The organism is Qipengyuania sp. ASV99, from assembly GCF_047872805.1.
Classification (GTDB): Bacteria; Pseudomonadota; Alphaproteobacteria; order Sphingomonadales; family Sphingomonadaceae; genus Erythrobacter.
Window position 1 is genome coordinate 309,166 of sequence record NZ_JBLQUK010000001.1, and the last position, 24,988, is coordinate 334,153.

Genomic DNA, 24,988 nt, shown 5'->3' on the forward strand with positions numbered 1-24,988 from the left:
GCCCTATCTCGCGTTTACGTAAACGTCAAGCAGAGTGCGCGCCATCCGATTTCGAATTCTTGCCGAGCCTTGCCAAGATCAGGCCGTCTCGTCCATCATCTTTAATGCAAGGGAGATTTGCGATGGTTCATAGCGCTTTCATAGCAGCGATCAGGGTGCTTGCGTGCGCTTGCTTGGGTGCATCCTCGTTTGCTGCATCGGCGCAAGAGACGCGGGTTGGCGAAACCGGGTTCGTATCACCGCCCGCAACGCTTGATCAGGTGGATTGGCTGGTCGGGCAATGGACCGGCGACGGCATTGGCGGCGCGCCTGCGATGGAAAGCTGGCTCCCGCCAAGGGGCACCACCATGGTCGGGACCTTCGTTCAGCAAACGGATGAAGGCGCGATCCGCTTTACCGAGCATATGTACCTGTTGGAGGAAGAGGGCACGTTGGTGCTGCGCCTCAAGCACTTCAACGCCGACCTTACCGGGTGGGAAGAAAAAGCCGACATGCTCACCTTTCGGCTTGTGGCGATAGAACCCTGCGCGGCCTATTTTCACGCGCTGACACTCCGCTGCGCCGATCCAGATGCGCCGGGCGAAGGCCTTGTCGCAGCGGTGCGGATGAGCAATGGCGGCGAGCTTTTGTTTCAGTTCGCCGCCATGCGACAGTCAGAAAAATAGGCGCCTACGCGGCCTTCTTCACCTCGGCGACAATCTTGCGTGCGGCGTCGCCCAGATCATCTGCGGCGACAATCGGCAGGCCTGAATTGGCGAGGATTTCCTTGCCCTGCTGCACATTGGTGCCTTCGAGGCGCACGACCAGCGGAACCGAGAGGTTCACATCTTTCGCCGCCTGAACAATGCCGTTGGCGATCACGTCGCATTTCATAATCCCGCCAAAGATGTTGACGAGAATGCCTTCGACAGCCGGGTCTTTCAGAATGATCTTGAACGCTGCGGTTACTTTCTCCGTGGTCGCGCCGCCGCCAACGTCAAGGAAATTGGCCGGGAACGCCCCGTTCAGTTTGATGATGTCCATCGTCGCCATGGCAAGGCCTGCGCCATTGACCATGCAGCCGATATTGCCGTCAAGCTTGATATAGGCGAGGTCAAACTCGCTCGCTTCGACTTCGGCGGGATCTTCTTCGGTCTCGTCGCGCATCGCTTCAATCGCGGGATGACGATACAGCGCGTTGCCATCAAAGCTCATCTTGGTGTCCAGCACCAGCAGATCGGCATTGCCATCGGCATCAGGCTTGGTTTCAACCAGCGGATTGATTTCGAGCATTTCGCAATCGCTTGCAACAAAGGCGGCGTAAAGCTGCGCGGCGAGTTTCTGACATTTCTTGTTGAGATCGCCCGTCAGGCCGAGCGCGAAAGCCACCGCGCGGCCATGATGCGCCATAAAGCCCTGCGCGGGATCAATCGTGATCGTGGTGATTTTCTCAGGCGTGTTGTGCGCCACATCCTCAATATCCATGCCGCCTTCGGTAGAGGCGACCATTGCAACCCGGCCTGAGGCACGATCGACTAGCATGGCCAGGTAATATTCGCTTTCGATGTCAACGCCGTCGGTCACATACAGGCGGTTTACCTGCTTTCCATCCGCACCGGTCTGGATCGTCACCAGCGTGTTGCCGAGCATTTCCTTGGCGTGACTTTCCACCTCATCGAGCGAAAAGGCGAGGCGAACGCCGCCCTTGGCGTCCGCTGGCAGCTCCTTGAACTTGCCCTTGCCGCGCCCGCCCGCGTGGATCTGTGCCTTGACGACATAGAGCGGGCCAGGAAGCGCCTTTGCCCCGGCAAGCGCCTCTTCGACGGTGAGTGCGGCATGACCTGCCGGAACCGCGATGCCATGTTCCTTGAGCAATTCCTTGGCCTGATATTCATGGACGTTCATGAGCGATGATCCCTTTAATCTGTCAGGCCCCGGCCACTCTGTCGGCGGACAGGCGTCCTGGGGAGAGGTTGGTTGCGGAGCGCCTAAGCACGTCTCGGCGCACTTGAAAAGTGCAGAAGAGCGCTTCAGGAGGGCGCAGCGCAGGAATAACCAAAAATGATAGATCAGGGCCGGTTTCAGGAAATTATCCGCGAGGCGGGCCGTATCGCCCATGCGCGCTGGCCCGGCGGCGGCTATATTCTGGAAAGCTGGGACAAAACTCCCGGGGACCCCGTCAGCGAGGCAGATATTGCCGTCGATGTGTTTCTGCGCCGCGAATTGTCCCTGTTGCTGCCATCCGCCGCATGGCTTTCCGAAGAAACCGCCGACGACAAGGCGCGCACCGCCAGCGATCTCATCTGGTTGGTCGATCCGATTGACGGCACCCGCGATTATGTGCGCGGGCGCTCTGGCTGGGCGGTATCCGTCGCTCTCATCAGCAGCGGTCGCCCGTTGATCGGAATGCTGGCCGCACCCGCCCGCTCAGAGGAGTGGTTTGCCGTCGCCGGGAAAGGCGCGTGGCTCAACGATGTGCCGCTCAAAGCGAGTGCGCGAAGTGTGTTCGCGGGCGCGCGCGTGCCTGCCGATCAATTGCCGAGCGCGGATTCCGATCTGGTTCTGGTGGACAAACCCAATTCGATCGCGCTCAGGATCGCCATGGTTGCCGACAACCGCGCCGACCTGTTGGCCACATTGCGGTGGGGCTTTGAATGGGACATTGCCGCAGCGACGCTGATTGCGCGCGAGGCCGGGGCGCGAGTATCCGACGCCTTTGGTCAGCCGCTGGCCTACAACAAGCACGATCCGCGCGATTTCGGCGTGCTGGTCTGCGCTCCGGGCATCCATGCCGCAGCGGTCGATCGCTTGGCTGAGCGCGCCAAAGCCCTGCGTTAAGGCAATTTACCTGCGGGATGTTCGGGGGCGCTCACTGGCGCCCCCGTAACGTCAATTTGCGCGAGCTGCGTTGACGTCATCCTGGCTGATCGGGATGATCTTGATCTCAACGCGGCGGTTAAGCGGTTCGTTAACGCCGTCTGCGGTTTTGACCCGCAGATAGTCATAGCTTTCCCCGTAGCCGCGCGTTTCAAGCCGGCTGCGGGCAACACCGCGCGCGGCCAGGTAATTCGCCACCGCTTGCGCACGCTGTTCGGATAACCGCTGATTGAGAGCGTCTGATCCGGTCGTGTCGGTAAAGCCATACACATCGACCAGGCTGTTGGGATAGTTGATCAGGCTGTTCGCCACGGAATTGAGCGAATCGTAAAAACCAGGATTGATGTCAGCCGATCCGCGCGCAAAGGTCACACCATCGGGCAGGCGGACGAGAATCGCGTCCTGATCGCCGACTTCTTCGACATCGACGCCGGTTCCTTCGAGCTCTTCGTCAAGCTCGCGGATTTGATCGTCGAACTGTTTGCCCAGAACGGCACCGGCCGAGCCGCCCAGCCCTGCGCCAATGATTCGCGCAGCATCGCCGCCAATTGCGCCGCCCAGCAAATAGCCGAGCGTGCCGCCCAGCCCTGCGCCGATTGCGGTGCGCGATACTTTCTGTTCGCCAGTGTTGGGGTCGGTGACACAGGCGCTTGTCCCAAGTAGCGCAAATGCGGCGGTGCTCGAAAGCAGGATACGAGATGTCTTCATTGTTCAGTCCTCCTGATGGAAACAGCATACACAAAATCAAGCGGCGCTGTCGCCCAAATGTTCCTGAATAGCGCATGCATGTCCGCGATTTGCGCAGACATGAACGGATTGTAAATTGCTGTAGTCGGTTCAGATCTGCGAAAACTGACTGCGCGGCGGCTGGCAAGCGGCAACAATTCTGCTAGCGATGCGATCGTGACACCTTTCCCTTGGCCAGACATCGTGATCATCGCGGGCCTCATTGTGCTCAATGGCGTCTTTTCGATGTCAGAGCTTGCTATCGTTTCGGCCAAAACGTCCAAGCTTCAGGCCAAGGCTGATAGTGGTTCAGCCAGCGCCATGACAGCGCTTGCGCTGGCGAGCGATCCGGGGCGGTTTCTGTCGACCGTGCAGATCGGCATAACTCTGATCGCGATCATTACGGGCGCTCTATCTGGCGCCAGCCTGGAGGCCCCCATTGGCGAACGCATCGCCTTGCTGGGTGTTGAACCGGACACTGCGCGTCAGGCGGCGTTCGTTTCGGTGATCGCGCTGACCACTTATTTCAGCGTGGTGGTCGGCGAACTGGTCCCCAAACAGCTGGCTTTGCGCAACGCGGTGCCAATCTCGCTGTTGATGGCGCGCCCCATGGCGCTGCTAGCACGGGCCGCTGCGCCGCTTGTCTGGACGCTCGATAAATCATCCGCCGCGATCATTGCGCTGATCGGGATATCGGCAAAGGGCCAGCCTTCGTTAACGGCGCAGGAATTGCAGATGATCTTTGCCGATGCGACACGGTCGGGCGTGATCGAAGCAGATCAGCATCAGATCCTGACCGGGGTGGTCCGGCTGGCTGAACGTCCGGTGCGCGAAATGATGACGCCGCGCACCGAGATTGACTGGATTGAGGCCGACGCTGATGCTGAGCAGATAAAACAAACCATCGAGGGAAGCCCGCATTCCTTGCTGCCGGTGGCAGAAGGTTCTCCCGATACGATCCTCGGCATAGTAAAAGTGCGCGAAGTTCTCGCCGCGCTCGTGGCGGGCAAGCCGGTGTCGATCCGCGCGATGATGCACAAGGCCGAAGTTGTGCCCGATCAGCTAGACGCGATGGACGCTCTGCGCGTGCTGCAATCGGCGGGTATCGCCATGGCCGTGGTGCATGACGAATATGGCCATTTCGAAGGAATCGTGACGCCGGTCGACCTGCTGACCGCGATTGCCGGGAATTTCGCCAGCGACAAGGATCAGGGTGATGCGCCGCAGATTATCGAGCGCAAGGACGGATCCTTGTTGGTCTCAGGCGCGTTCAATGCGGATGCGCTCGCCGACCGGCTGGGACTGGAATATGGCGAATCGCGTGAATTCGGCACGGCGGCAGGTTATGTGCTGTCCGTCATGAAAAAACTGCCGCAGGAAGGCGAAAGCTTCGTCGATCAGGGCTGGAGCTTTGAAATCGTCGATATGGACAACCGCCGTATCGACAAGATCCTCGTCAGCAAGCTCGAACCGGAAATGGCGCAGGATTGAGCGGGTTTGGCAGGACGCTGTTACGAAGGGATCAGTGTCTGTGCCGATGCGCCGTCGCCTTCGGGAGCGGCGATGATGTCGCGGGTTACGCTGCCTTTGGCGACGACATTGGTGCCTGAATCGCCCACCTGCGAACGGATACCGGGAGCGGCGCTGCCTGCACGATCAAGCGCGCTGGTTTCGACCTGACTGCGCGGCGCAGGGCCGCCAAACAAGGCTTCAAGCGCTTGCTCTGCCGCGGTGCCTTCTGATGGGCGCGGTGCGCCGGGAGCCGGCGGGGTCAAAGAAAAGTCAGGCGGCACCACCAGCGGGGCCTGTCGCTGAACCGCGAATTCATCAGGGCGTTCGCGGTTGAAAATGCCGCTGCCCCCGCAAGCTGCGAGCATGGCGCAGCCCGATGCGAGCAGAATGGCCGATTTGAGATTACGCATGATCAATTCTCCGCAGGGACGGTGTTGCCATCCGAATTTTCATCCTTTTCGCGCAGGAAAAGGCTTCGGGCAAGGATAATGACGACGCCGATGGTGATAGCGGCATCGGCGATGTTGAAAACAAGGAAGGGGCGAAACGAGCCGATATGCAGGTCGGCATAATCTATGACATAGCCCAGCACGTAGCGATCGCGGATATTGCCAATCGCCCCGCCGAGGATCAGCGCCAGACCCACAATGTCGCCCAATTTGCGTTCGCGCATCAACCACACCAACACAATCAGCGCGATGACTGCAGTTAGGCCAACCAACAGCCAGCGCATTTCCATATTGGTTGCCTGCAACATGCCGAGCGAAATGCCCCGGTTCTCGGTATAGGTGAGATCGAAGAATGGCAGCAGGTCAATCTTTTGCACACTGCGCAGATTGAGCGGGCCGACCACATACCACTTTACGATCTGATCGATCGCGGCGATCAAAGCGGCAATTCCCAGCCCGATCAGCCGGATGCGGGTAAAGGGGCCGCTCATTGGGCGGCATCCATTGCGCCGACGACATCATCGCAGCGCCCGCACAGCGCGCCGTCTTCGGACACGTCAGGCAGCAGGCGCCAGCAGCGGCCGCATTTGTGGTCGGAGGATTTGGTGACGCTCACCGCTACTCCATTGCCACGTGTGACTGTCCCCGTGATGAACAATTCGGCGAGTTCATTGTCAGTTACGCCATCGGGCACCGCACCAGCGGGGACGATAACAACGGCTTCATTGCTCGAACGGATCACCTTGTCGCGGCGCAGCGGCTCGATTGCTTCGGTCACGCGTTCGCGCAAAACTCGCAGAGCGTCCCACTTGCCGCGGTCTGCACTCACACTCGGCACGACCGGCCATTCGAGCAGGTGGACGCTGCCGCCCTGTTCCCCGTCCTCGGGATAGCGCGCAGCCCATACTTCCTCGGCGGTGAAGACCACCACCGGCGCGGCATAGCGCACCAGCGCATGGAACAGCAGATCGAGCACCACGCGATAGGAATTGCGCAGATCGCTGTCCGGCCCTTCGCAATAGAGCGTGTCCTTGCGGATATCGAAATAGAACGCGCTGAGGTCTTCGTTGCAGAAATCGACCAGCAGGCGGGTGTAGCTGTTGAAATCGTACTCGGTGGCCGCCTTGCGCAGCTTTCCGTCGAGTTCGGAGAGGAGCGACAGGACATACCGCTCCAACTCCGGGATCTCACCGGTGTCGGACATATCGCCGACAAAGCCATCGAGCGCTCCGAGCAGGTAGCGAAAAGTGTTGCGCAACCGCCGATATTGATCGCCCACGCCTTTGAGAATTTCATCACCGATGCGGTGATCCTCGGTGAAATCGACGCTCAGCGCCCACAGGCGGATGATGTCCGCGCCGGTCTGCTCCATCATCGTGACCGGGCTGATGGTGTTGCCCTCGCTCTTGGACATCTTGCGGCCCTTGGAATCCATGGTGAAACCGTGGGTCAAGACCTGATCGTAGGGCGCACGGCCCCGCGTGGCGCTGGATTGCAGCAGCGAGGACTGGAACCAGCCGCGATGCTGGTCGGAGCCTTCGAGGTAGAGATTGGCGGGCCATGTGAGGTCCGGCCAGCGCCCGGATTCGAGCACGAAGGCATGGGTGCAGCCAGAATCGAACCACACGTCGAGAATGTCGGTGACCATCTCGTATTCGTCGGGGTTGTAGCCCGCGCCGAGATATTCCGCCTTGCGCGCTTCCTCCCACGCATCGACGCCCTCCTGCATCACCGCTGCGACAATGCGGGCGTTGACTTCGGGGTCTTGCAGGTACGAGCCATCGGGCCGCACGAACAAAGTGATCGGCACGCCCCATGCGCGTTGGCGGGAGAGCACCCAGTCGGGCCGCCCCTCGACCATCGCGCCGATGCGGTTGCGGCCCTTTCCGGGGATGAATTCGACGCGGGCGATTTCGGACGTCGCAACTTCTCTCAACGTCGTGCCAGCGGAAGCTGGCATCTCGGGCGTTGGAGCGCTGCCGCCTGAGACCCCAGCTTTTGCTGGGGTGACGGGAAGCGGTTTGTCCATCGGCACGAACCATTGCGGCGTGCAGCGGAAGATGACCTTGGCCTTGGAGCGCCACGAGTGCGGGTAGGAATGCGCGTAATCCGCGCTCGCCGCTAGCAACGCGCCGGTTTCGCGCAGGTCCGAACAGATCGGCCCGTCAGGTGCGTTGAACTTGGGGTTGATGACGCTCATGCGCCGCTCATCCGCGCCGCCCAGCCATGGCCAGTCGTCGCGGTAGCGCCCGTCGTCCATCACCGCGAAAACGGGGGCGATGCCGGCCGATTTGCACAGGTCGAAGTCGTCCTCGCCATGATCGGGCGCCATGTGGACGAGGCCGGTGCCAGAGTCGGTGGTGACGAAGTCGCCGGGCAGCAGCGGGCGCGAGGCGGCGTAGAACCCGCCGAGGTGGTGCATCGGATGTCGGGCGAGGGTGCCGGCGAGGTCGGAGCCCTTGAAGTTTTGGTGCTTAAGGAACTTCATCCGCGCGGTAGCCTCATGCCCTTCGGAGGCAAGTATCGTAGTCAGGTATCTACCTATCCTTTGCTCGAAATCCTCTAGCAGTGCGCTTGCGACGATAAACTTCCGGTTGAAGTAGCCGCGATTCAGGTTCGCATCGGCCGCTTCTTTTTGATCGCCCCAGCCGACAACCCCAGTGCTGAGCGTTTCGACCAAAACATATTCAACCTCCGGCCCATAAGCCAAAGCCTGGTTCACCGGGATCGTCCAAGGCGTCGTCGTCCAGATCACCGCGTGGGCGCCGACCAGTTCGGGGATCGGCGACTCAACAATCTCGAACGCCACGTCGATCTGGGTCGAGGTGATGTCCTCATATTCGACCTCGGCCTCGGCCAGCGCGGTCTTTTCGACCGGGGACCACATCACCGGCTTGGACCCGCGATAGAGGTTTCCGGCTTCGGCGAACTTACACAGCTCGGCAACGATCGTCGCCTCGGCCTGAAAATCCATGGTGAGATAGGGATTGTCCCAATCGCCCATGATGCCCAGCCGCTTCAGCTGCTCGCGCTGCACATCCACCCACGCTTGCGCATAGGCGCGGCATTCGGCGCGGAACTCCTTGGCCGGAACCTCGTCCTTGTTGAGCTTCTTCTTGCGGTATTGCTCCTCAACCTTCCATTCGATTGGCAGGCCGTGGCAGTCCCAGCCGGGAACATAGGGCGCGTCCTTGCCCATCAGGTTCTGCGTGCGGCATACCATGTCCTTGAGGATATGGTTCAGCGCATGGCCGATATGCATATCGCCATTGGCATAGGGCGGGCCATCGTGGAGGATGAACTTCTCGCGCCCCTGGCGGGCCTCGCGCAGTTTTTCGTAAAGACCAATCTCGCGCCAGCGCGCCGCAATGCCCGGTTCCTTCTGCGGAAGGCCGGCTTTCATCGGGAAGTCCGTCTTCGGCAGGAAGACGGTGTCCTTGTAGTCGCGTTTCGCGGTGTCGTTGCTCATCAGGCCAAAATCACTTTCGGGGCGCGCTTAGAAGCCTTCGCGCTTCGTCGCAATCCTTCTCCATCTGCGCCATCAAAGCATCGAGGCTGTCAAACTTCGCCTCGCCGCGCAGGAAATGGTGGAATGCGACCTCGATTTCCTGCCCGTAAAGATCGCCGGAGAAGTCGAAGAAATACGGCTCGAGCAGCTCCTTGGGCGGTTCGAATTGCGGACGGATGCCGATATTAGCCGCGCCTTTCAGCACCTGACCCGTGGCAAGCACCTTGCCCGTCACGGCATAGACGCCGTATCGGGGGCGCAGGTAATTCTCGACCGAAAGGTTGGCGGTGGGATAGCCGATGGTGCGCCCGCGCTTGTCCCCGTGTTCCACGATCCCGCGGATTGCGAAGGGGCGCGACAAAAGCTGCGCGGCGAGCTGCGGATCGCCTTCACGCAGCGCCTCGCGGATGCGGCTGGAGGAGATGACGCCCGCTTCCTCCACCGCTTCGACCACGCGCGATTCGAGGCCGTTTTCGGCTCCGAAGGTGCGCAGCAGATCGACATTGCCCTTGGCCATCTTGCCGAAAGTGAAATCGCCGCCCGTCACCACGCCATGCGCGCCGAAACGGCCGATCAGGATTTGTGTGATGAAATCCTCCGCGCTCGTCCCTGCCAGTTCCGCATCGAAGTGGAACACCAGCATCGCGGTGGCGCCCGCCGCCAGATAGAGCTCTTGCCGCTGTTCGAGCGTCGTCAGGCGGAACGGCGGCACATCCGGGCGGAAGAACCGCACAGGATGGGGGTCAAAGGTCGCGATGATCGAAGGACGGCCCTCAGCGTGCGCCCAGCGGATCGCTTCGCCAGCCACAGCCTGATGCCCGCGATGGAAGCCGTCGAAATTGCCCAGCGCGATCACCGCTCCGCGCAGCGCTTCGGTCACGGTATCGCGGTGATCGAGCCAGCGCATCAGGCGGGCCTATCTGCGTTGGCATCATCGGCGCGGCGATAGGTGACAAAGGAATAGGCGGGCTTGCCATCCTCGGCCGGATGATCCGCGCGCGCGCATTCGCGCCAGTCATCGCCCAGCGGCTTCATGAAGGTGTCACCGGGATAGTCGGCGTGAATTTCGGTGACTTCGATGCGGTGCGCCATGGGGCGGAACACGTCATAGATCGCAGCGCCGCCGACAATTGCTATTTCACCGGACTCGTTGCCTTCCGCCGCTTTTGAAAGCGCCTCGGCTGCGGTTTGCACGACTTTTGCGCCCTCGCTGTTCCACCTTTCGCGTCTAGTAAGCACTATGTGTCGGCGTCCGGGCAGCAAGCCGGGCAGACTTTCAAAGGTCTTGCGTCCCATAATCATGGGTTTGCCCAGCGTTAGCGCCTTGAACCGCCTGAGATCAGCGGGAAGCTGCCATGGCAGCCGCCCTTCATGGCCAATCGCACCATTGGCAGCGCGGGCGTAGATAAGGACGACTTCATGTCTCACGGATATTTGTGCGCGACCCGAGTGACGTGCCCCATCTTGCGGCCTTCGCGGGCCTCGCGTTTGCCATAGAGATGGAGGTGCGGCTCGCCGGCTTCGAGCAGAATGCGGTGAGCGCCGGTCGCATCGTCACCCACGATATTGCGCATGTCGACGCTGGCAAAGCGGGTTTCAGTGCCGCCTAAAGGCAGGCCGCATATCGCGCGAATGTGGTTTTCAAACTGGCTGGTGGCCGCGCCTTCGATGGTCCAGTGCCCCGAATTATGCACTCGCGGGGCCATTTCATTGAATATCGGGCCGCCCTCTGTGGCAAAAAACTCCAGCGTCAACACCCCGACATAGTCCAACGCATCCGCCGTCTGCCGGGCGATAGCACGCGCGGCCTCGACCTGGCTTTCGACCGCCGGACCGGCTGGCAGGACCGAATGAACCAGAATTCCGCCATCATGTTCGTTGGCGGTCGAATCCCAGATGCGCATTGTGCCATCTTTCGCACGCGCCAGAATAACCGAAAATTCGGCCACGAAATCGACCATGCTTTCGTAAATGCACGGCCTGCCGGGGAAGCGCACCCCTTCGGCCTCACGCGCCGATGCTACCCGCCATTGCCCTTTGCCATCATAGCCGTCGCGCGCGGTCTTTAGGATGCCGGGCGTGCCCAGATGCTCAATCGCACGGGCAAAATCCGCGTCGCCTTCAACCCTCATGTAGGGTGCGCATTTTGCCCCCAATTCTTCGACGAAGCGCTTTTCGCTCAGCCGGTCTTGCGCAATCTCCAGCGCTTTTGGATTGGGGGCGAGCATAGAATCAGGAATGGCGTTGATCGCGCTGAGCGGGACATTCTCAAATTCCCAGGTCACGACATCACACTGGCTGGCAAATGCTGCCAGCGCTGCGGTATCGCCCCAGCCATTTTCGAAGAAATCCACGCAGGCATCTGCCGCAACATTGTCGCCTGCGGGAGCATAGCCAATGCAGCGATAGCCAAGCTGGAGAGCTGCCACGGCAAGCATCCGGCCAAGCTGTCCGCCGCCGAGGATCCCGATTGTCGAGCCGGGGGCAAGGGGGATTGAAACTTCCACTAATCCACCGGCGCTTCGTCAACATCGGCGGTTCGCGCTGCGCGCCAATCTTGCAGTCGCTCCGAAAGGCCCTCGTCTGACAGGGCGAGTATCGCCGCCGCCATCAACGCTGCGTTCTTGGCCCCTGCATCGCCAATTGCCAGCGTTCCGACCGGGACACCTGCGGGCATTTGCACGATTGAGAGCAGGCTATCCATACCGCTCAAGGCTTTCGATTGCACCGGCACGCCCAGCACCGGCAGATGTGTCATCGCCGCGATCATGCCGGGTAGGTGCGCCGCGCCGCCCGCGCCTGCGATAATCACATCAAAACCCTCTCCCTCGGCACCCTTGGCAAAGGCGCTCATCCGGTCGGGGGTGCGGTGTGCGGATACAATCCGCGCTTCGTGTTCCACTTCGAGCAGGTCGAGAATTTCAGCGGCCAGCCGCATGGTTGGCCAGTCTGACTGGCTGCCCATCACGATGGCGATTTTGCCACTGTTTTCCCTGGCCATGCGCAGCCCCCTCACGCGTCTTTCAAAAAATACCGTTCACCCGGCACCATAGCATTGTCAAAGTCATAGATGATTGGTTGCCCTGTGGGAATCTCCAGACCCGTGATGTCCGCATCCGAGATTTGCGAAAGATGTTTGACCAACGCGCGCAGCGAATTGCCGTGTGCAGAGATGATCACGGTCTCGCCGCTGGCCAGCACCGGGAGGATGTCGCTTTGCCAATAGGGCAACACGCGCTCAATCGTCAGTTTCAGGCTTTCGGTATTGGGAACCGCAATGCCCTTGTAACGCGGGTCGGCACCGGGATCGAATGGGCTGCCGGGTTCCATTGGGGGCGGAGGCACGTCAAAACTGCGCCGCCAGATGTGCACCTGCTCATCCCCATGCCGGTCGCGGGTTTCCTGTTTGTTGAGCCCGGTAAGGCCGCCATAATGCCGCTCATTCAGGCGCCAATCCTTAGTCACCGGCAGCCACAGGCGGTTCATTTCTTCGAGCGCCAGATTGAGCGTCTTGATCGCACGGGTTTGAACACTGGTGAAGCAGACCGTTGGTACGACGCTCTTTTCCGCCATCAGCACGCCCGCGGCCTTGGCTTCTGCAACGCCTTTATCGGTCAGGTCCACATCCCACCAGCCGGTAAAGCGGTTTTCGAGGTTCCACTGGCTCTGGCCGTGGCGAACAAGAATAAGCTTTGGCATCGTTACTCCGAAACGCGGGCAGCGCGGTGAGCCCTGCGCAAGACATCAGAAGCGCAGCGGGTTAGCTGGGCTCGTCCGGTTTGGAAAGCTTCGTCGGCTGCGAATCGCCCAATTCGCGCGATTGCGCTTTTCGCCGTCGCAGGTTTTCGCGCAGTTTCGCCGCCAATCGCTCTTCGCGCGACATATTCTTGCCTGTCTCTTCACTCATGCGAAACGCCTTGCCGCTATGCAGGCAATCGTTCAAGCTTGGCTTGACATTGCCCGCGCGCCCATCGATAGGCGCGCGTCTTGATCCGGCGCCGCGGTAGCTCAGTGGTAGAGCGCGTCATTGGTAATGACGAGGCCGAGAGTTCAATTCTCTCTCGTGGCACCATTCATAGTGGCTGATTTATCGCCCGACCGCACCAGATGCCTAGCCAAGGTGCCAACTCCCCACACTTTTGACGATACGCCTGCACTGCTTGCTCGGCTATCCCTGTGCCAGCACACAACCAGCTGGGAGAGCGGAAGATGGATCTGGGACTTAAGGGCAAGAAAGTCATCATGAACGGCGGCGCGCATGGGCTCGGCCTCGCTTCGCTCAAATTGTTCGCCGCCGAAGGCGCCGACGTCGCGTTCTTCAGCCGCAAGGAAGACAAGATCGAAGCCGCAAAAGCGGCCATTGATGCCGAGGGCGATGGCAAGGTGTTTGCCGAAGTGTTCGACATGGCCTCTGGCGGGGATGCTTATAAAGCCTGGCTGGAAAAAGCCGCTGGCGAGCTGGGCGGATGCGACATTTTCATCCACACTGCCTCGACCTCTGGCACCGGCGGTACCGGCGATTGGCAGGCAACGCTCGATTTTGACATCATGGGCGCAGTCAACGGTGTCGAGGCACTGACCCCGCATCTCGCAAAGTCAGACAGCGGTTCGATTGTGTTCATGAGTTCAACCGCCGCGCTTGAAACCTTCATCGCGCCGCAAGCCTTCAACGCCATGAAGGCGGCGCTGATCACTTACGGTTCGCAGCTTAGCCAGGCGCTTGCCTCGCAGGGCATTCGCGTGAACACCGTTTCGCCCGGTGCGATCTACTATCCGGGCGGTAATTGGGAAGTGATAGAAGGCGTCATGCCGGAATTGTTCGAGGCAACGCTGGCAAAAATGCCGATGGGCCGGTTCGGCAACGACGGCGAAGTGGCCAAGGCTATCGTCTTCACCGCCAGCCCCGCAGTGCCCTATATGACCGGTTCCAACATCGTGGTCGACGGCGGGTTCACGCAAAGGGTGCAGTTCTAAGTTGCAATTAATTTCAATTCAGACCCCTCAAAGGAAGGCCCTTTCCCATGGCTGAAATTGCCAAAGAGATCGACCGCGACAAGCTGCTCGATATTTACACGCGCACCATGAAGGTGAACCGAACGGACGAGAAATTCCGAGCATTGTTGATGCAGGGCAAAGTCGCCGTAATGTATTACTGTGTGCGCGGGCAGGAACTGGTGTCGGCAGCGGCGATGGCGGCGCTTGAAAAAGAGGATTACGTCGTCTGCACCTATCGCGGGCAGGGAGAACAGACTGCCAAGGGCATTCCGATCGAGAAATGGTGGGGTGAATGCCTTGGCAAGGCAACCGGCACCTGCAAGGGCAAGGGCGGCACCATGCATATCACCGACCCGGAAACCGGGATCATGGTGACGACCGGGGTGGTCGGATCTGGCCTGCCGATCGCCAACGGACTTGCCATGGCGAGCCAGAACAACGGGGATGGCCGAGTAACGCTGGTCAGCTTTGGCGACGGCGCGGCCAATATCGGTGGTTTTCACGAAGCGATGAATATGGCCCAGCTGTACAAGTTGCCGGTGATCTTTCTGTGCCAGAATAATCGTTACGGCGAACACACCGCCTATGCCGACCACACTGACAGCCTTGACATCTCAAGCCGTGCTGCGGGCTACGGGATGAAGGGGGTCAAAGTTGACGGCAATGATGTGAACCAGGTCTATCCTGCAATGGTCGATGCTGTGGAGCACGCCCGTTCCGGCAAGGGCCCGGTGCTGGTCGAAGCCATGTGTTACCGCATGATGGGGCACTTCTTCGGTTCCGACTTCTCCTATATGCCGCAAGAACACATTGCCGAAATGCAGGCCGAAGACCCGCTGCCCAAACTGCGCGCAGTAATGCTTGAACGGCAATTTACCGAAGAAGAACTGGACAAGATCGTGGCCGAAATCGACGCCGAAATCGACGCCGCGGTTCGGCATGCACTCGATGCGCCGCTGCCGGATACCGATGAAATCTACAAGGATGTGCTGGAGGAGGTCTCCTGATGGCCGAGATTACCATGACGCAGGCGCTGAACCTCGCAATTGACGAGGCAATGGCCGAAGATGACGGCGTATTCTGCCTCGGTGAAGATGTCTCGGCCAAGCAGGGGGGCGGGGTGTTCAAGGTTACCTCTGGCCTGACGGAGAAATATGGCGAGAACCGCATCCGCGCGACACCAATCTCCGAAACTGCAATCATTGGCGCGGCAGTGGGTGCGGCGCTTGCTGGCCAGCGACCGATTGCCGAGATCATGCTGATGAATTTCGTCGGTGTGTGCATGGATCAGATCGTCAATCATGCTGCCAAGCTGCGGTTTATGTCGGGCGGGCAGACCCCGTGTCCAATCGTGATCCGCACTACAACCGGCGTTGGCGTGGGCTTTGGCGGCCAGCATTCGGACATGCTCGAAGCGTGGTTTGCTCATGTCGCAGGCATTCACGTCGTCACGCCCAGCAACCCTGCTGACGCGCGCGGGCTGATGCGCGCTGCCATCGATGCCAATGACCCGGTTATCTTTATCGAGAACATCCTGTGTTACGGCCTCAAAGCGGAAGATCCCGGCCCAGGTTATCGCGTCCCGCTCGGCAAGGCGGCAGTTGCGCGCGAAGGCAGTGACATTAGCCTTATCACCTATGGCCGCACTGTGCTCGACGCGCTCGAAGTGGCGGGCGAAATGGATAAGGAAGGCGTCAGCGTCGAGGTGATCGACCTGCGCACCATCGCCCCTTATGATGAGGCGACTGTGCTGGCTTCGGTGCGCAAGACGGGCCGCGCGTTGACCCTGCATGAGGCGGTTCGGCCATTCGGAACAGGGGCTGAGATTGCCGCGAACATTCAGGAAAAATGCTGGGACAATCTCAAAGGGCCGGTGCGCCGGATTGGCGGCACGTTTTCCGCCGTGCCGTTTGCCAGCCACCTTGAGCAGGCATGGATCCCGAACAAGTCAGAGATTGTCGAGCAGATCAAGGCATCGGTGGGGAAGGCGTAAATGGCTGCTGAAATCCGCATCCCCAAACTGGGCATGAGCGCGACCGAAGTGACGCTGGCCGAATGGATGTTCGGTGACGGCGAACAGGTCGCCAAAGGGGACATAATATACACCGCCGAAACCGACAAGACGACGGTCGAGATTGAGGCGCAAGAGAGCGGCGTGATTCGCCCCACCGGCGAAGAGGGCGCGCGCTATAAGGTCGGCGACGTCATCGGGACGATAGAATGATGGGGGCCTCGTAGTCCGATGGCAACTCCGCGCGAGCTATTGTCGGCGGTCTATGCGGCGGCGGGCGCGCGCGACTGGGATAAGGTCGAAAGCCTGCTCCACCCCGATTTCGTGCTTTACGAGGCAGAATGCCTGCCGTTTGGCGGTGAATGGCGCGGCCGTGACGCGCTGCAACGCTGCGCCATGGCGATGTACGGCACCTGGGCCGAGGCCAAGGTCGATATTCACGACATAGCCGGCGGGACAACGCATGCTGTGACGGTTCTAACACTAACCATGACGTCAAAGCGAACCGGTGAAACTTTCAGCCAGACTGTCAATGAATGCGGGAGTTTTGAGGACGGCTTGCTGAAGGAACTGCGCATCCATTACTTCGACGCAGCCGAGGTGGCGGCGAAAGCCTGACACAGGGGCTCGGCATCGCTGGACACCCCCAGCTGATTGCACACCTCGCCGGGCCTGCAAAATTCAACTGCTTCCTGAAAATACTGGAGCGGGCGAGGCGATTCGAACGCCCGACCCCAACCTTGGCAAGGTTGTGCTCTACCCCTGAGCTACGCCCGCTCAATGACGTCTTGCAGGATGGCGAAAGCCGCGCATCGCTGCTGGAGAGGCGGGCGATTAGCAGGGGGGTGAGCACCCTGCAAGTGTAAAATTCGTGCTCTTTTTCGCGCGAAGCCTTAGCATCGTCTAGTCAGCACTCGCGCCAAGGTTCACAATAGCTCAAGGTGCCCCACATAGGGGCTTACATCGCAATCACGCGGTGCAATCGCAATCAGCAGCAGGAGCGTTTCCTTGGCCAGCATGGGTCTTAATCTCGAAGAGCAAAAAGCAGTGGAGCGATTTCGCAAGGACGTTGTCGACCCCTCGCAGACCAAACTCGTCATCCTCGATTTCTGGGCAGAATGGTGCGGGCCGTGCAAGGCGCTTACCCCGACGCTTGAGAAGATTGCGGCAGAATATGCAGACAAGGGCGTCATTCTGGCCAAGATCAACGTCGATGAGGAAAAATTCATCGCCGGTCAGTTTCAGGTGCGATCCATACCTACGGTCTATGCCATGTTTCAGGGGCAGCCCGTCGCCGACCTGACCAACGCGCGAACCGAAAGCCAGCTGAAAGAAGTTCTCGACCAGTTGCTGGCACAATTGCCCGTTCAGCCTGGGGCGCTGGATGGGGGCGCGCCGCAAGGCCCGACGGCAGAAGAAATCGCGCAATTCGTCAAAATGGGCGAGGATGCGTTGGCGGGCGGCGATGCCCAGCGCGCGGCTGGCATTTTTGCGCAGGTTACTGAATTTGCGAGCGAGAACGCCCCGGCTCATGCTGGGCTTGTTCGCGCACTCATTGCGCTGGGCCAGCCCGATGAAGCCCGCCAGGTGATGGCTGCGATCGACGCCGACCCGAGATTGGCCAGCGACCCGGCCATTGCCGCTGCCAGAAGCGCGCTCGACCTCGCCGCAAACCGGGTCGATGATGGGGAGCTTTCGCAATTGCGCGACACGGCCAGCGCCAATCCCGAAGACATGGAGGCCCAGATGGCCTTTGCTGAAGCTGCCTTTGCCGCCGCATCGCGTGACGAGGCGGCGGATGTCTTGCTTGCCATGGTCGCCGCCGACCGAGGCTGGAATGAGGGCGCGGCGCGGGCGAAGCTGGTCCAGATTTTTGAGGCCACCGGGCTAGAGGATGAATGGGTGATCGCTGTTCGCCGCCGCCTGTCAAAGATCCTGTTCGGTTAGGACGCAGCCCTGATGCCCACTCGCCTGTCGATATTTCCGCTACCCGGTGCCGTGCTGTTTCCCGGCCTGCAATTGCCGCTGCATATCTTTGAGCCGCGCTACCGCGCATTGGTCAGCGATGCACTGGCGCGCGACCGCCAGATTGCGATGATCCAGCCGCAGCGCCCGGTTGAGGGCTCACCGCTATACACAATTGGCTGCGTTGGCCGAATTGGCGAGATTGAGGCGATGGAGGACGGCCGTTACAATTTGATCCTTGAGGGCCGATCGCGTTTCCGCCTGCTGCAAGAACTCGACGTCACCACCGCTTTCCGGCAGGTCGAAGGAGAATTGATCGAGGATGATAACACTGAAGTGCTTAGCCATGCGCAGCGCGGCGGTTTCGAACGCGAGGCACGCGAATTTGCCGATGCGCAGGGTTACAGCGTCGATTGGGATTCGGTGGCACGGCTGGATGACCAGTCGCTGATCAATGGCGTTTCTCAAATTGCTCCATTTGATCCGGCATCAAAACAGGCTTTGCTTGAAGCGCACACTCTGACCGCCCGGTGCGAGCTCTTGGTTCAGCTGATGCAGTTCTTTGGCCGCAGCGACGGCAGCGAAGAGATCATGACGCTGCAATAATTCTTGGCTGCTTTGGCGAGACGCTCGAAACCGTCAACCTCGTGCATCCAGCCATGCTCGGCTGGTGCGGGCGACTTCGCGGGCGCGTTCGTTGAGGTCGGGGAAGGCATCGCGCAACACAGCAGAGCGCTCCTCGACCGCCATCGGCAAGGTGTCCGGCAGCGCATCGACCATCGCGGCGAGCGGCAGTCCGCCTTTCCCCAAGGGCATCCGGCGGTTGATCGCGTCGTCGATTATGGCGTCGAAATTGGTAAGGTCAGGCCCATCCATAGGCGCATCGCAGGGCTGGCAGTAACTCAGCCATGTGCGCGGGATCGCCGCGAGATCCTCTGCCGTCCCGCCCGAGCGTGCCCAGTGGAGCGTATCGATCAGCAGCGCCTTTGCCTCACCCTCTACAGCTTCGAGAATAGCGCGGGCCATGTGGATCGTCTTGACCTCGGTGAACATGCCAAACTCAAGATTGATGCGCACGCCGGTGCCTTCAGCCCGGTCAACCATGGCTTGAAACTTGGCGGTTGTGGCAGCAAGGTCCGGGTCGCTGGAAACGCAGAGCAGATTGCGCGCGCCGAGCTCAGCGGCGATGTCAACCAATTCAACTAGCCACGGATCGCTTGCGCCTGGCATGATCCATGCGACTTCGAGATCGAGCAATTCTACGCCCGCTTCTTGCGCTTGTTTGCGAATCACGCGGGTGGTCGCAGGTGTCCAGGTCTCCCGCTCGGCCCACATCCCGCCAAAATCGAAATCGCTCGCTGCTGCGGCTTCGATGAGCTGCGCCGGGGTTGCCTCTGGCAAAATCCCCGCGGCGAGAGAGATTTGGCGGCGGTTCACTGCCGATACCTCACAGTGTCTGCCCATCATCGAGCACGAAATTGCTGCCCGTGACAAACTCCGCCGCATCAGAACATAGGAACAGCAGCGGGCCGTCGAGCCCTTCTTCTCCCATCAATCGCCGTTTGGGGAAGCGCGCGATCTGTTTCCTACCCGGTTCGGTATCGAACCACGCGTCGTTGATGGCGGTGCGGATATATCCGGGGGAGATGGTGTTGACGCAGATGCCTGCGCGCGCCCATTCGCGTGCCATGCTGCGTGCCGCCTGCACAACGCCTGCCTTGCTTGCGGCATAGGCGACAAGGCCGGGAGAGGGTTCGAACGCAGTGATCGAGGCGACCATTACTATTCGTCCCTTGGTCACCCCCTGCGTCATCATCCGCTTGGCCCCCTCACGCGCGGTCAGCATTGCGCCCTTGAGATTGATTGCCAGTGTGTGTTCGATGTCCTCTTCCGACATGGCGGTGATCATGCCCGCGCCGTCGATCCCGGCATTGGCAATCACAGTGTCGACTGGTCTGTCAAATGCCGCTTCGGCAGCGTCGAAGCCGGCAATGATGTCAGCCTCCCGCGCTACGTCCATGGTGATCGCGGAGGCATTGTCGCCAATTTCCTGCGCCAATGCATCCAGCCGGTCCTTACGCCGCGCGCCGAGCGCCACGCGCGCTCCATTCGCGGCAAGGATGCGCCCAAAACGCGCCCCCAAGCCGGAGGACGCGCCGGTAATGAGCGCGGTGCGCCCCGAAAGATCGACAGAAAGGGTCATGACGGCAGCTAAGTAGCGGCGGGAAGTTCGCCGTCGATATATTTCTTCAATGTCGTCTGGAAATGGCGCACCCGGCTGTCCTGATACGAACCAAGTTCCATCAGACCGTCCTTCATCGACTTCATGCCGGTCTGGACATGTGGCAAATTGGCCATGTCCTGATCGAACACATTGGCGAGCTGCGGCCCCATTATATTCGCGGCCCAGGCAAACGGTTCATCATCGGGAATAAAGGTCTTCTCAACCGCGCGCGGGCGTTTTTCGCCTTTGGGTGTGGGGAACAGCAATCGGATTTCCATGACGCAGGAATCGGGCGTCTCATCGGGCAGCCAGCGATAGACGAGGGTCGGCAGGAATCCAATCCACGGGGCAAAGTTGGGGAAGATATTGTAAGTAAAATTGTCCAGAATCTCGCTGTCCGAGGCTTCCGAATAATCATAGCCATATTGTTCAGCAAAGCCTTTGCGCCCTGCTTCGGCCAGCACTTTGCGCGCGCCCAGCGGATCAGCAGCATCAAAGTCGCCCGGATTGTCACCCGCGGCAAAGCGGCGATTGGTGTCCGCATCCGCGCCGCCGGAAAATTCGTTCATCTTGCTCAAGACATAGTTCGAATCCTTGCCCTTCATATGCGGGCTGAGAACCCCGGAAGGGGTGATCGCCCGGTTGAAATGATCGCCAATCAGATCGTAACGCGTGTTGGCGTCGCCCAGAAACGGCAGCAATTGAGGATGCGTGACGATTGAATGCCATGCCTCCATGAACGCCTCTGCGGTGGCTTTCCAATTGGCCGGGATGCGTTTCTGCACCCACATGCCGGTGTAGCGATTCTCGAAATCATAGCGTTCGTAATGCGAAGCAGCCGGACCCAACCAAGATTTGAAATCAGGCAGATCGTGGTTTTCGGTCAGCATGACGAAACCCTGCCACAGCTCGATCCGGGCTTCGGGCAGGTTCATGTTCTTGTCTTTTAGATGCTCGAAATCCCATTCGGACGGAATTTCCTTCAGACCGCCATCATTGCGCCAAGTGAAGCCATGGAATGGGCAGCGCAATTGTACCGAGGGCCCGCATTCGGTGCGCAGCTTGCGCCCGCGGTGGAGGCAGGCGTTGTAGAATCCGCGAACCGAGCCATCCTTCTGCCGGATCAGCAGAAAGCTCTTACCGGCAATCTCGAACACCACGGTGTCGCCGGGATCGGGCATTTCATCCTCACGTGCAGCAAACAGCCACACATTCGGCCACATTTTCTCGCGTTCGAGTGCGGCGAATTCTTCACTGATATAAGGTTCAACCGACAGTGGCTCATTGCCCATGTCGATCGTGCTTTCTTCAAACAGGTAATCGGGCGGCGTGCGCGTGTCCCCGTTCAGCATATCGGTGTAGCTGATGCCGGGGCACCGGCCGTCTTGTGTCATGGTCTTGATCTCGTTCATCTGCGGCCTCGTTCCCGTTACTCGCATTTTACGCAGTGTTCGTAGCTGAGAATATCACACAGGTTTGCCGCCGGGTCACCCTAGCGGATTGGAGAGGATCATGGCGCTCAATAACGGTATTTCAGCCCTTGGTGAGGTGATGCAGCTTGCCTTTGTCCCGGATGACTTTGACGCTGCGGTGAAGCACTGGACCCAAACAATGGGCGTTGGGCCGTTTTTCCTGATGGAAGGCATCCATCTTGAAGGGATGAAATACAAGGGCGAACCGACCGATGCCGCGTTCGACCTTGCGCTGGCGTACTGGGGCGATATTCAGATTGAGCTGATTCGCCCGCGCGACAGCCACCCGTCGATCTATTCCGGCGAATATGGTGCGGTGGAGGGGCTGCACCATGTCTGCATTCTGGTGGACGATATCGAGGCAGCATACCGCACTTGCGCTGAACAAAACGCAGAGATCGTGATCGAAGGATCGCTGGGCGACAGCCGCGTGATCTATGTCGATCCAGGGCAAGGGCCGGGCAGCCTGGTGGAAATACTCCAGCAAGGCGAAGGCGGCCCCGGCCTGTTCGCCATGATCAAGGCAGCTGGCGCGGGATGGGACGGCAGCGAGCCGCTGCGGAAACTGGGTTAGCGCCAGTTTTCGCAGCGGCTGCGCCTATGCGGCATTAGGAGCTTGCGCCCAGATACCCCAATTGTCCCGCTTTGAAGATCGTCTGTGCGCGGTTCACACTGTCCAGTTTCTCACCCGCGCGGTGGATGTGATAACGGATGGTGGCGTGGCTGCGATCAAGGATCATGCTGATCTCCTTGTCAGTCTTGCCAATCGCCGCCCAGCGCAGACATTCAACCTCGCGTTTTGACAGAACGCAGTCTGACGGGATGCGCCGTTTGGTCCGGATCGATTGCACATAACCGGCGACGAACCTGCGAACGAGCTGCGCAAACAGCGAGCCATATTTCGCAAATTCCTCGCTCAAATCTTCCCGGTCCCGGTCCATACTGATCAAACTGCTGGCCGAAATCTGACCAAACGGCAGATGCACGGGGATCACGATTGCGGCCTTGCACAGTGAACGCTTTTCAAAATCGCCAAGGTCAAGCTCATCGAGATAGGAATTGGGCCATTTGAGGTTGAACCCGTGGCGGTTCACCCAGAACGGCTCGCTTTCATAACGGCATGCGCGCGGCAGCGGCGAATGCAGCGCCAGACGGTGATCTTCCCACCACCGCGCGCCATCATCGAGCCAGCGGAAAATATCCGCGTTGAGAATCGTGCCATCGGCATCGATCATCGGTTCTTTGGAGGAAATGTCGTCACAAACCGCGATCTGCATTCCGCGTTCCTGGGCTATCCGCGCAAGGTTGACGGCGGCATCATGAATATCCTCAGGACATCGTATCGTGACCTGGTCGAGCAATTGCTCAAGATTTTCGGTTCCGTTGGGCGTGCGAAGTTCGACGACATTGGCGGCCATTGTAGGGCTCACTCCTCTCCTGATTATTGTTTGTCACAAGACTACCCTATTTTGTGAGATTCACCTCATACTTTACGCAGGGGCATCGGGGGTTTCGGCTGGCTAGGCGGGCATATTGGCGGAGAAAATGATCATGGCGACGCAAATCGAGGCTTGGCGGGGCGAAAATTTCGGCGCAGCATTGAAAGCGCTGGCGCAGCGAATCGAATCTGACCGGCCCGCATTGATCCACGGTGCGCGCGTTGTCACTTGGGCCGAGCTTGACGCACAAAGCGACGCCATTGCCGCGGGTCTGCTCTCGCGCGGGTTGAGACCGGGTGACATTGCCGGACAGATGCTGCGCAACACTCCCGATTATCTGCTCGCCTATTTCGGGTGCATCAAGGCGGGAGTGGTGCCGGTCAATGTCAATTACCATTACCGGAACCGCGAACTTGCCGACATCTTCGCCCGGTTCGGGCTGAAAGCTCTGTTCACCCACAGCGACTTTGTGGATGCCGGGGCACGGGCAATGGCCGAGGGAACGCTCACCATTGATGTCGAGGGCGCCGAGTGGAAAGCGCTGTGCAACCACGAACTGCCCGCCGATTTCGCGGTCCATGATGACCGCCGCGCCTTGTTCCTCACCGCAACCGGCGGCACCACCGGCATGCCCAAGGCGGTGATGTGGCCAATGGAAGAGGCCTGGCAAGCCTTCAGCATTTCGGTCTGGCAGCGCGGGTTTGGCGAGCCACCGTTCGTCGCAACCTCGCTGGAGGCGCAGGCAGAGGAAGCCGCGAAAATCGGCCCCGATCATCCGGCGAGCGCCTCTCCCATGCTGCTGCTATCGCCTTTGATGCACGGAGCGGGGCAATTCACCGGCGTGATCCATCTGCTGAAAGGCGGCACGCTGGCGCTGCTTCCGGCGGACAAGTTTGACGCTGATCTGGCGCTTGATGAAATCAAGCGGATCGGCGCGCGCGGCGTCTTTATCGTCGGCGACGCTTTTGCCTTGCCGCTGGCCGACCGGCTGGACGCGCGCGGGGATGGCGAGGAGGTCTTGGCCAGCCTTCGTTCGGTGATCTCTTCGGGTGCGGTGTTTTCCGAGCACCTCAAAAAGCGGTTGATCGCGCACAATTCTGCGCTGGTGGTGATTGACGCGCTGGGATCGTCGGAAAGCTCGGGCACGGGCGTCGTCATCACTACGGCGCAAGGCTCCACCGGAGGCGGCAAGTTTCAGCCTTTGCCGGGTCGCGAGACCAAACTGTTCGACGAAAATCTCCAAGAGATTCCCAAGGGTCACGAAGGCGTGGGCATCGTCGCGCGCACCGGGCCGCTGCCGCTGGGCTATCTGGGTGAGGACGCAAAGAACGCGGCGACCTTTCCGGAAATTGGCGGCAAGCGCTGGTTGATGACCGGCGACCGCGCGCGCTGGGCACCCGACGGCAGCATGGAATTCATCGGCCGCGACAATATGTGCATCAACACTGGCGGCGAAAAAGTGTTTCCCGAGGAGGTTGAGGCGGTCTTGCTCGATCATCCCGGCGTCAAGGATGCGCGGGTGGTCAGCCTGCCCGATCCGCGGTTCGGGCGAAAGGTGGTGGCAGTGGTGCAGGGCGACGCGGCAAAAGACGCGCTCGACACCCATGCCCGCGCCGCACTGGCAGGCTATAAAATTCCGCGCCTCTATGTCTTCACAGATCAGTCGCTGAGGCTCAACAATGGCAAACCCGATTACAAGACCGCGCAGGCTCTGGCGGATGGTGCGGCGGATGGCGCGGCGGGTTAGTGAGGCAGTGTATTATATTGACAATACGGTTGACACATCGGCCATGGTGTCAACCGGGAGATTTGGTGTAAACATCGGAAATTA

At 60.0% G+C, this 24,988-nt stretch carries 27 protein-coding genes and 2 tRNA genes; 13 read left to right on the forward strand and 16 right to left on the reverse strand.

The features are described from left to right. Nucleotides 1–173: 173 nt before the first annotated feature. Nucleotides 174–665, forward strand: coding sequence for a DUF6265 family protein (locus tag ACM64M_RS01515; RefSeq protein ID WP_416226868.1), 492 nt, complete (start codon nucleotides 174–176; stop codon nucleotides 663–665). Nucleotides 666–669: 4 nt separating this feature from the next. Here ACM64M_RS01515 and sucC read toward each other — a convergent pair whose 3' ends face one another. Continuing rightward, a complete protein-coding gene (sucC, locus tag ACM64M_RS01520) occupies nucleotides 670–1,884 on the reverse strand; it encodes an ADP-forming succinate--CoA ligase subunit beta (RefSeq protein ID WP_416226869.1) in 1,215 nt (404 codons plus the stop codon). A 156-nt stretch (nucleotides 1,885–2,040) separates the two neighbouring features. Here sucC and ACM64M_RS01525 point away from each other — a divergent pair, with 156 nt between their 5' ends. Further along, the gene (locus ACM64M_RS01525) at nucleotides 2,041–2,817 is read left to right on the forward strand and encodes a 3'(2'),5'-bisphosphate nucleotidase CysQ (protein ID WP_416226870.1); all 777 of its coding nucleotides are present in this window, start codon (nucleotides 2,041–2,043) and stop codon (nucleotides 2,815–2,817) included. A 51-nt stretch (nucleotides 2,818–2,868) separates the two neighbouring features. On the opposite strand, the gene ACM64M_RS01530 is transcribed toward ACM64M_RS01525, so the two are convergent. After that, the gene (locus ACM64M_RS01530) at nucleotides 2,869–3,564 is read right to left on the reverse strand and encodes an OmpA family protein (RefSeq protein WP_416226871.1); all 696 of its coding nucleotides are present in this window, start codon (nucleotides 3,562–3,564) and stop codon (nucleotides 2,869–2,871) included. A 195-nt stretch (nucleotides 3,565–3,759) separates the two neighbouring features. On the opposite strand from ACM64M_RS01530, the gene ACM64M_RS01535 reads away from it, so the two are divergent. After that, nucleotides 3,760–5,073: a hemolysin family protein gene (locus tag ACM64M_RS01535; protein ID WP_416226872.1), complete on the forward strand. Its 1,314-nt coding sequence runs from the start codon at nucleotides 3,760–3,762 to the stop codon at nucleotides 5,071–5,073. Between the two features lie 20 nt (nucleotides 5,074–5,093). Here the strand turns inward: ACM64M_RS01535 and ACM64M_RS01540 are convergent, their stop codons facing one another. The 9 genes from ACM64M_RS01540 to ACM64M_RS01580 all read right to left on the reverse strand — a co-directional run bounded on the left by ACM64M_RS01540 (nucleotide 5,094) and on the right by ACM64M_RS01580 (nucleotide 12,958). Continuing rightward, nucleotides 5,094–5,504, reverse strand: a complete 411-nt coding sequence (locus tag ACM64M_RS01540) for a DUF3035 domain-containing protein (RefSeq protein WP_416226873.1) — start codon at nucleotides 5,502–5,504, stop codon at nucleotides 5,094–5,096. Between the two features lie 2 nt (nucleotides 5,505–5,506). Then, nucleotides 5,507–6,034 carry a signal peptidase II gene (gene lspA, locus ACM64M_RS01545; protein WP_416226874.1) on the reverse strand — a complete coding sequence of 176 codons (528 nt, stop codon included), beginning with the start codon at nucleotides 6,032–6,034 and terminating at the stop codon, nucleotides 5,507–5,509. Then, complete coding sequence (gene ileS, locus ACM64M_RS01550; protein WP_416226875.1) at nucleotides 6,031–9,012, reverse strand: isoleucine--tRNA ligase; 2,982 nt, start codon at nucleotides 9,010–9,012, stop codon at nucleotides 6,031–6,033. The genes lspA and ileS overlap by 4 nt, the downstream gene beginning before the upstream one ends. Before the next feature lie 10 nt (nucleotides 9,013–9,022). Continuing rightward, nucleotides 9,023–9,958, reverse strand: a complete 936-nt coding sequence (locus ACM64M_RS01555; protein WP_416226876.1) for a bifunctional riboflavin kinase/FAD synthetase — start codon at nucleotides 9,956–9,958, stop codon at nucleotides 9,023–9,025. After that, nucleotides 9,958–10,479, reverse strand: a complete 522-nt coding sequence (locus ACM64M_RS01560) for a dihydrofolate reductase (RefSeq protein ID WP_416226877.1) — start codon at nucleotides 10,477–10,479, stop codon at nucleotides 9,958–9,960. Before ACM64M_RS01560 ends, ACM64M_RS01555 begins: the two co-directional genes overlap by 1 nt. After that, nucleotides 10,476–11,558, reverse strand: coding sequence for a 5-(carboxyamino)imidazole ribonucleotide synthase (locus ACM64M_RS01565; RefSeq protein ID WP_416226878.1), 1,083 nt, complete (start codon nucleotides 11,556–11,558; stop codon nucleotides 10,476–10,478). Before ACM64M_RS01565 ends, ACM64M_RS01560 begins: the two co-directional genes overlap by 4 nt. Further along, entirely contained in the window at nucleotides 11,558–12,052 is a 495-nt protein-coding gene (gene purE / locus ACM64M_RS01570) for a 5-(carboxyamino)imidazole ribonucleotide mutase (RefSeq protein WP_416226879.1), read from the reverse strand. The genes ACM64M_RS01565 and purE overlap by 1 nt, the downstream gene beginning before the upstream one ends. A gap of 11 nt (nucleotides 12,053–12,063) precedes the next feature. Beyond that, nucleotides 12,064–12,750: a 2,3-diphosphoglycerate-dependent phosphoglycerate mutase gene (gpmA, locus tag ACM64M_RS01575; protein WP_416226880.1), complete on the reverse strand. Its 687-nt coding sequence runs from the start codon at nucleotides 12,748–12,750 to the stop codon at nucleotides 12,064–12,066. A gap of 61 nt (nucleotides 12,751–12,811) precedes the next feature. Next, nucleotides 12,812–12,958 carry a hypothetical protein gene (locus tag ACM64M_RS01580; protein WP_416226881.1) on the reverse strand — a complete coding sequence of 49 codons (147 nt, stop codon included), beginning with the start codon at nucleotides 12,956–12,958 and terminating at the stop codon, nucleotides 12,812–12,814. A 90-nt stretch (nucleotides 12,959–13,048) separates the two neighbouring features. Between ACM64M_RS01580 and ACM64M_RS01585 the strand changes: the two genes are divergently transcribed. From ACM64M_RS01585 to ACM64M_RS01610, 6 genes are all read left to right on the forward strand, one after another. Continuing rightward, nucleotides 13,049–13,123, forward strand: a tRNA-Thr gene (locus tag ACM64M_RS01585). Between the two features lie 137 nt (nucleotides 13,124–13,260). After that, complete coding sequence (locus ACM64M_RS01590) at nucleotides 13,261–14,025, forward strand: SDR family NAD(P)-dependent oxidoreductase (protein WP_416226882.1); 765 nt, start codon at nucleotides 13,261–13,263, stop codon at nucleotides 14,023–14,025. Nucleotides 14,026–14,072: 47 nt separating this feature from the next. Beyond that, nucleotides 14,073–15,053, forward strand: coding sequence for a thiamine pyrophosphate-dependent dehydrogenase E1 component subunit alpha (locus ACM64M_RS01595; RefSeq protein ID WP_416226883.1), 981 nt, complete (start codon nucleotides 14,073–14,075; stop codon nucleotides 15,051–15,053). Next, on the forward strand, nucleotides 15,053–16,039 hold the full coding sequence (locus ACM64M_RS01600; protein ID WP_416226884.1) for an alpha-ketoacid dehydrogenase subunit beta: 987 nt from the start codon (nucleotides 15,053–15,055) through the stop codon (nucleotides 16,037–16,039). Before ACM64M_RS01595 ends, ACM64M_RS01600 begins: the two co-directional genes overlap by 1 nt. Next, the gene (locus tag ACM64M_RS01605; protein WP_416226885.1) at nucleotides 16,040–16,270 is read left to right on the forward strand and encodes a biotin/lipoyl-containing protein; all 231 of its coding nucleotides are present in this window, start codon (nucleotides 16,040–16,042) and stop codon (nucleotides 16,268–16,270) included. A gap of 18 nt (nucleotides 16,271–16,288) precedes the next feature. After that, nucleotides 16,289–16,675: a nuclear transport factor 2 family protein gene (locus ACM64M_RS01610; RefSeq protein ID WP_416226886.1), complete on the forward strand. Its 387-nt coding sequence runs from the start codon at nucleotides 16,289–16,291 to the stop codon at nucleotides 16,673–16,675. Nucleotides 16,676–16,759: 84 nt separating this feature from the next. Here ACM64M_RS01610 and ACM64M_RS01615 read toward each other — a convergent pair. Further along, nucleotides 16,760–16,834, reverse strand: a tRNA-Gly gene (locus ACM64M_RS01615). A gap of 240 nt (nucleotides 16,835–17,074) precedes the next feature. On the opposite strand from ACM64M_RS01615, the gene ACM64M_RS01620 reads away from it, so the two are divergent. Both ACM64M_RS01620 and ACM64M_RS01625 read left to right on the forward strand, forming a co-directional pair. Further along, complete coding sequence (locus ACM64M_RS01620) at nucleotides 17,075–18,004, forward strand: tetratricopeptide repeat protein (protein ID WP_416226887.1); 930 nt, start codon at nucleotides 17,075–17,077, stop codon at nucleotides 18,002–18,004. Between the two features lie 12 nt (nucleotides 18,005–18,016). Beyond that, the gene (locus tag ACM64M_RS01625; protein ID WP_416226888.1) at nucleotides 18,017–18,628 is read left to right on the forward strand and encodes an LON peptidase substrate-binding domain-containing protein; all 612 of its coding nucleotides are present in this window, start codon (nucleotides 18,017–18,019) and stop codon (nucleotides 18,626–18,628) included. A gap of 33 nt (nucleotides 18,629–18,661) precedes the next feature. Here the strand turns inward: ACM64M_RS01625 and ACM64M_RS01630 are convergent, their stop codons facing one another. From ACM64M_RS01630 to ACM64M_RS01640, 3 genes are read right to left on the reverse strand one after another with little or no spacing between them, the layout of a single operon-like run. After that, complete coding sequence (locus ACM64M_RS01630) at nucleotides 18,662–19,459, reverse strand: sugar phosphate isomerase/epimerase family protein (protein ID WP_416226889.1); 798 nt, start codon at nucleotides 19,457–19,459, stop codon at nucleotides 18,662–18,664. A gap of 10 nt (nucleotides 19,460–19,469) precedes the next feature. Further along, on the reverse strand, nucleotides 19,470–20,225 hold the full coding sequence (locus tag ACM64M_RS01635; RefSeq protein ID WP_416226890.1) for an SDR family NAD(P)-dependent oxidoreductase: 756 nt from the start codon (nucleotides 20,223–20,225) through the stop codon (nucleotides 19,470–19,472). Nucleotides 20,226–20,233: 8 nt separating this feature from the next. Continuing rightward, on the reverse strand, nucleotides 20,234–21,658 hold the full coding sequence (locus ACM64M_RS01640; protein ID WP_416226891.1) for an aromatic ring-hydroxylating oxygenase subunit alpha: 1,425 nt from the start codon (nucleotides 21,656–21,658) through the stop codon (nucleotides 20,234–20,236). 100 nt (nucleotides 21,659–21,758) lie between these two features. Between ACM64M_RS01640 and ACM64M_RS01645 the strand changes: the two genes are divergently transcribed. Beyond that, a complete protein-coding gene (locus ACM64M_RS01645; RefSeq protein WP_416226892.1) occupies nucleotides 21,759–22,292 on the forward strand; it encodes a VOC family protein in 534 nt (177 codons plus the stop codon). Nucleotides 22,293–22,326: 34 nt separating this feature from the next. Here the strand turns inward: ACM64M_RS01645 and ACM64M_RS01650 are convergent, their stop codons facing one another. Then, entirely contained in the window at nucleotides 22,327–23,136 is an 810-nt protein-coding gene (locus ACM64M_RS01650; RefSeq protein ID WP_416226893.1) for a helix-turn-helix transcriptional regulator, read from the reverse strand. Between the two features lie 133 nt (nucleotides 23,137–23,269). Between ACM64M_RS01650 and ACM64M_RS01655 the strand changes: the two genes are divergently transcribed. Further along, nucleotides 23,270–24,904, forward strand: a complete 1,635-nt coding sequence (locus ACM64M_RS01655; RefSeq protein WP_416226894.1) for an AMP-binding protein — start codon at nucleotides 23,270–23,272, stop codon at nucleotides 24,902–24,904. Nucleotides 24,905–24,988: the final 84 nt, after the last annotated feature.

Excerpts from the sequence above, each read along its gene's own strand:
- ACM64M_RS01625 (WP_416226888.1), top strand. The coding sequence starts at position 18,017 with ATGCCCACTCGCCTGTCGATATTTCCGCTACCCGGTGCCGTGCTGTTT.
- ACM64M_RS01580 (WP_416226881.1), bottom strand. The coding sequence starts at position 12,958 with ATGAGTGAAGAGACAGGCAAGAATATGTCGCGCGAAGAGCGATTGGCG.
- ACM64M_RS01635 (WP_416226890.1), bottom strand. The coding sequence starts at position 20,225 with ATGACCCTTTCTGTCGATCTTTCGGGGCGCACCGCGCTCATTACCGGC.
- ACM64M_RS01610 (WP_416226886.1), top strand. The coding sequence starts at position 16,289 with ATGGCAACTCCGCGCGAGCTATTGTCGGCGGTCTATGCGGCGGCGGGC.
- ACM64M_RS01530 (WP_416226871.1), bottom strand. The coding sequence starts at position 3,564 with ATGAAGACATCTCGTATCCTGCTTTCGAGCACCGCCGCATTTGCGCTA.
- ileS (WP_416226875.1), bottom strand. The coding sequence starts at position 9,012 with ATGAGCAACGACACCGCGAAACGCGACTACAAGGACACCGTCTTCCTG.
- ACM64M_RS01655 (WP_416226894.1), top strand. The coding sequence starts at position 23,270 with ATGGCGACGCAAATCGAGGCTTGGCGGGGCGAAAATTTCGGCGCAGCA.
- ACM64M_RS01590 (WP_416226882.1), top strand. The coding sequence starts at position 13,261 with ATGGATCTGGGACTTAAGGGCAAGAAAGTCATCATGAACGGCGGCGCG.
- ACM64M_RS01650 (WP_416226893.1), bottom strand. The coding sequence starts at position 23,136 with ATGGCCGCCAATGTCGTCGAACTTCGCACGCCCAACGGAACCGAAAAT.
- sucC (WP_416226869.1), bottom strand. The coding sequence starts at position 1,884 with ATGAACGTCCATGAATATCAGGCCAAGGAATTGCTCAAGGAACATGGC.
- ACM64M_RS01540 (WP_416226873.1), bottom strand. The coding sequence starts at position 5,504 with ATGCGTAATCTCAAATCGGCCATTCTGCTCGCATCGGGCTGCGCCATG.
- ACM64M_RS01640 (WP_416226891.1), bottom strand. The coding sequence starts at position 21,658 with ATGAACGAGATCAAGACCATGACACAAGACGGCCGGTGCCCCGGCATC.
- ACM64M_RS01555 (WP_416226876.1), bottom strand. The coding sequence starts at position 9,958 with ATGCGCTGGCTCGATCACCGCGATACCGTGACCGAAGCGCTGCGCGGA.
- ACM64M_RS01600 (WP_416226884.1), top strand. The coding sequence starts at position 15,053 with ATGGCCGAGATTACCATGACGCAGGCGCTGAACCTCGCAATTGACGAG.
- lspA (WP_416226874.1), bottom strand. The coding sequence starts at position 6,034 with ATGAGCGGCCCCTTTACCCGCATCCGGCTGATCGGGCTGGGAATTGCC.
- ACM64M_RS01605 (WP_416226885.1), top strand. The coding sequence starts at position 16,040 with ATGGCTGCTGAAATCCGCATCCCCAAACTGGGCATGAGCGCGACCGAA.
- ACM64M_RS01645 (WP_416226892.1), top strand. The coding sequence starts at position 21,759 with ATGGCGCTCAATAACGGTATTTCAGCCCTTGGTGAGGTGATGCAGCTT.
- ACM64M_RS01525 (WP_416226870.1), top strand. The coding sequence starts at position 2,041 with ATGATAGATCAGGGCCGGTTTCAGGAAATTATCCGCGAGGCGGGCCGT.
- purE (WP_416226879.1), bottom strand. The coding sequence starts at position 12,052 with ATGGCCAGGGAAAACAGTGGCAAAATCGCCATCGTGATGGGCAGCCAG.
- gpmA (WP_416226880.1), bottom strand. The coding sequence starts at position 12,750 with ATGCCAAAGCTTATTCTTGTTCGCCACGGCCAGAGCCAGTGGAACCTC.
- ACM64M_RS01620 (WP_416226887.1), top strand. The coding sequence starts at position 17,075 with ATGGGTCTTAATCTCGAAGAGCAAAAAGCAGTGGAGCGATTTCGCAAG.
- ACM64M_RS01595 (WP_416226883.1), top strand. The coding sequence starts at position 14,073 with ATGGCTGAAATTGCCAAAGAGATCGACCGCGACAAGCTGCTCGATATT.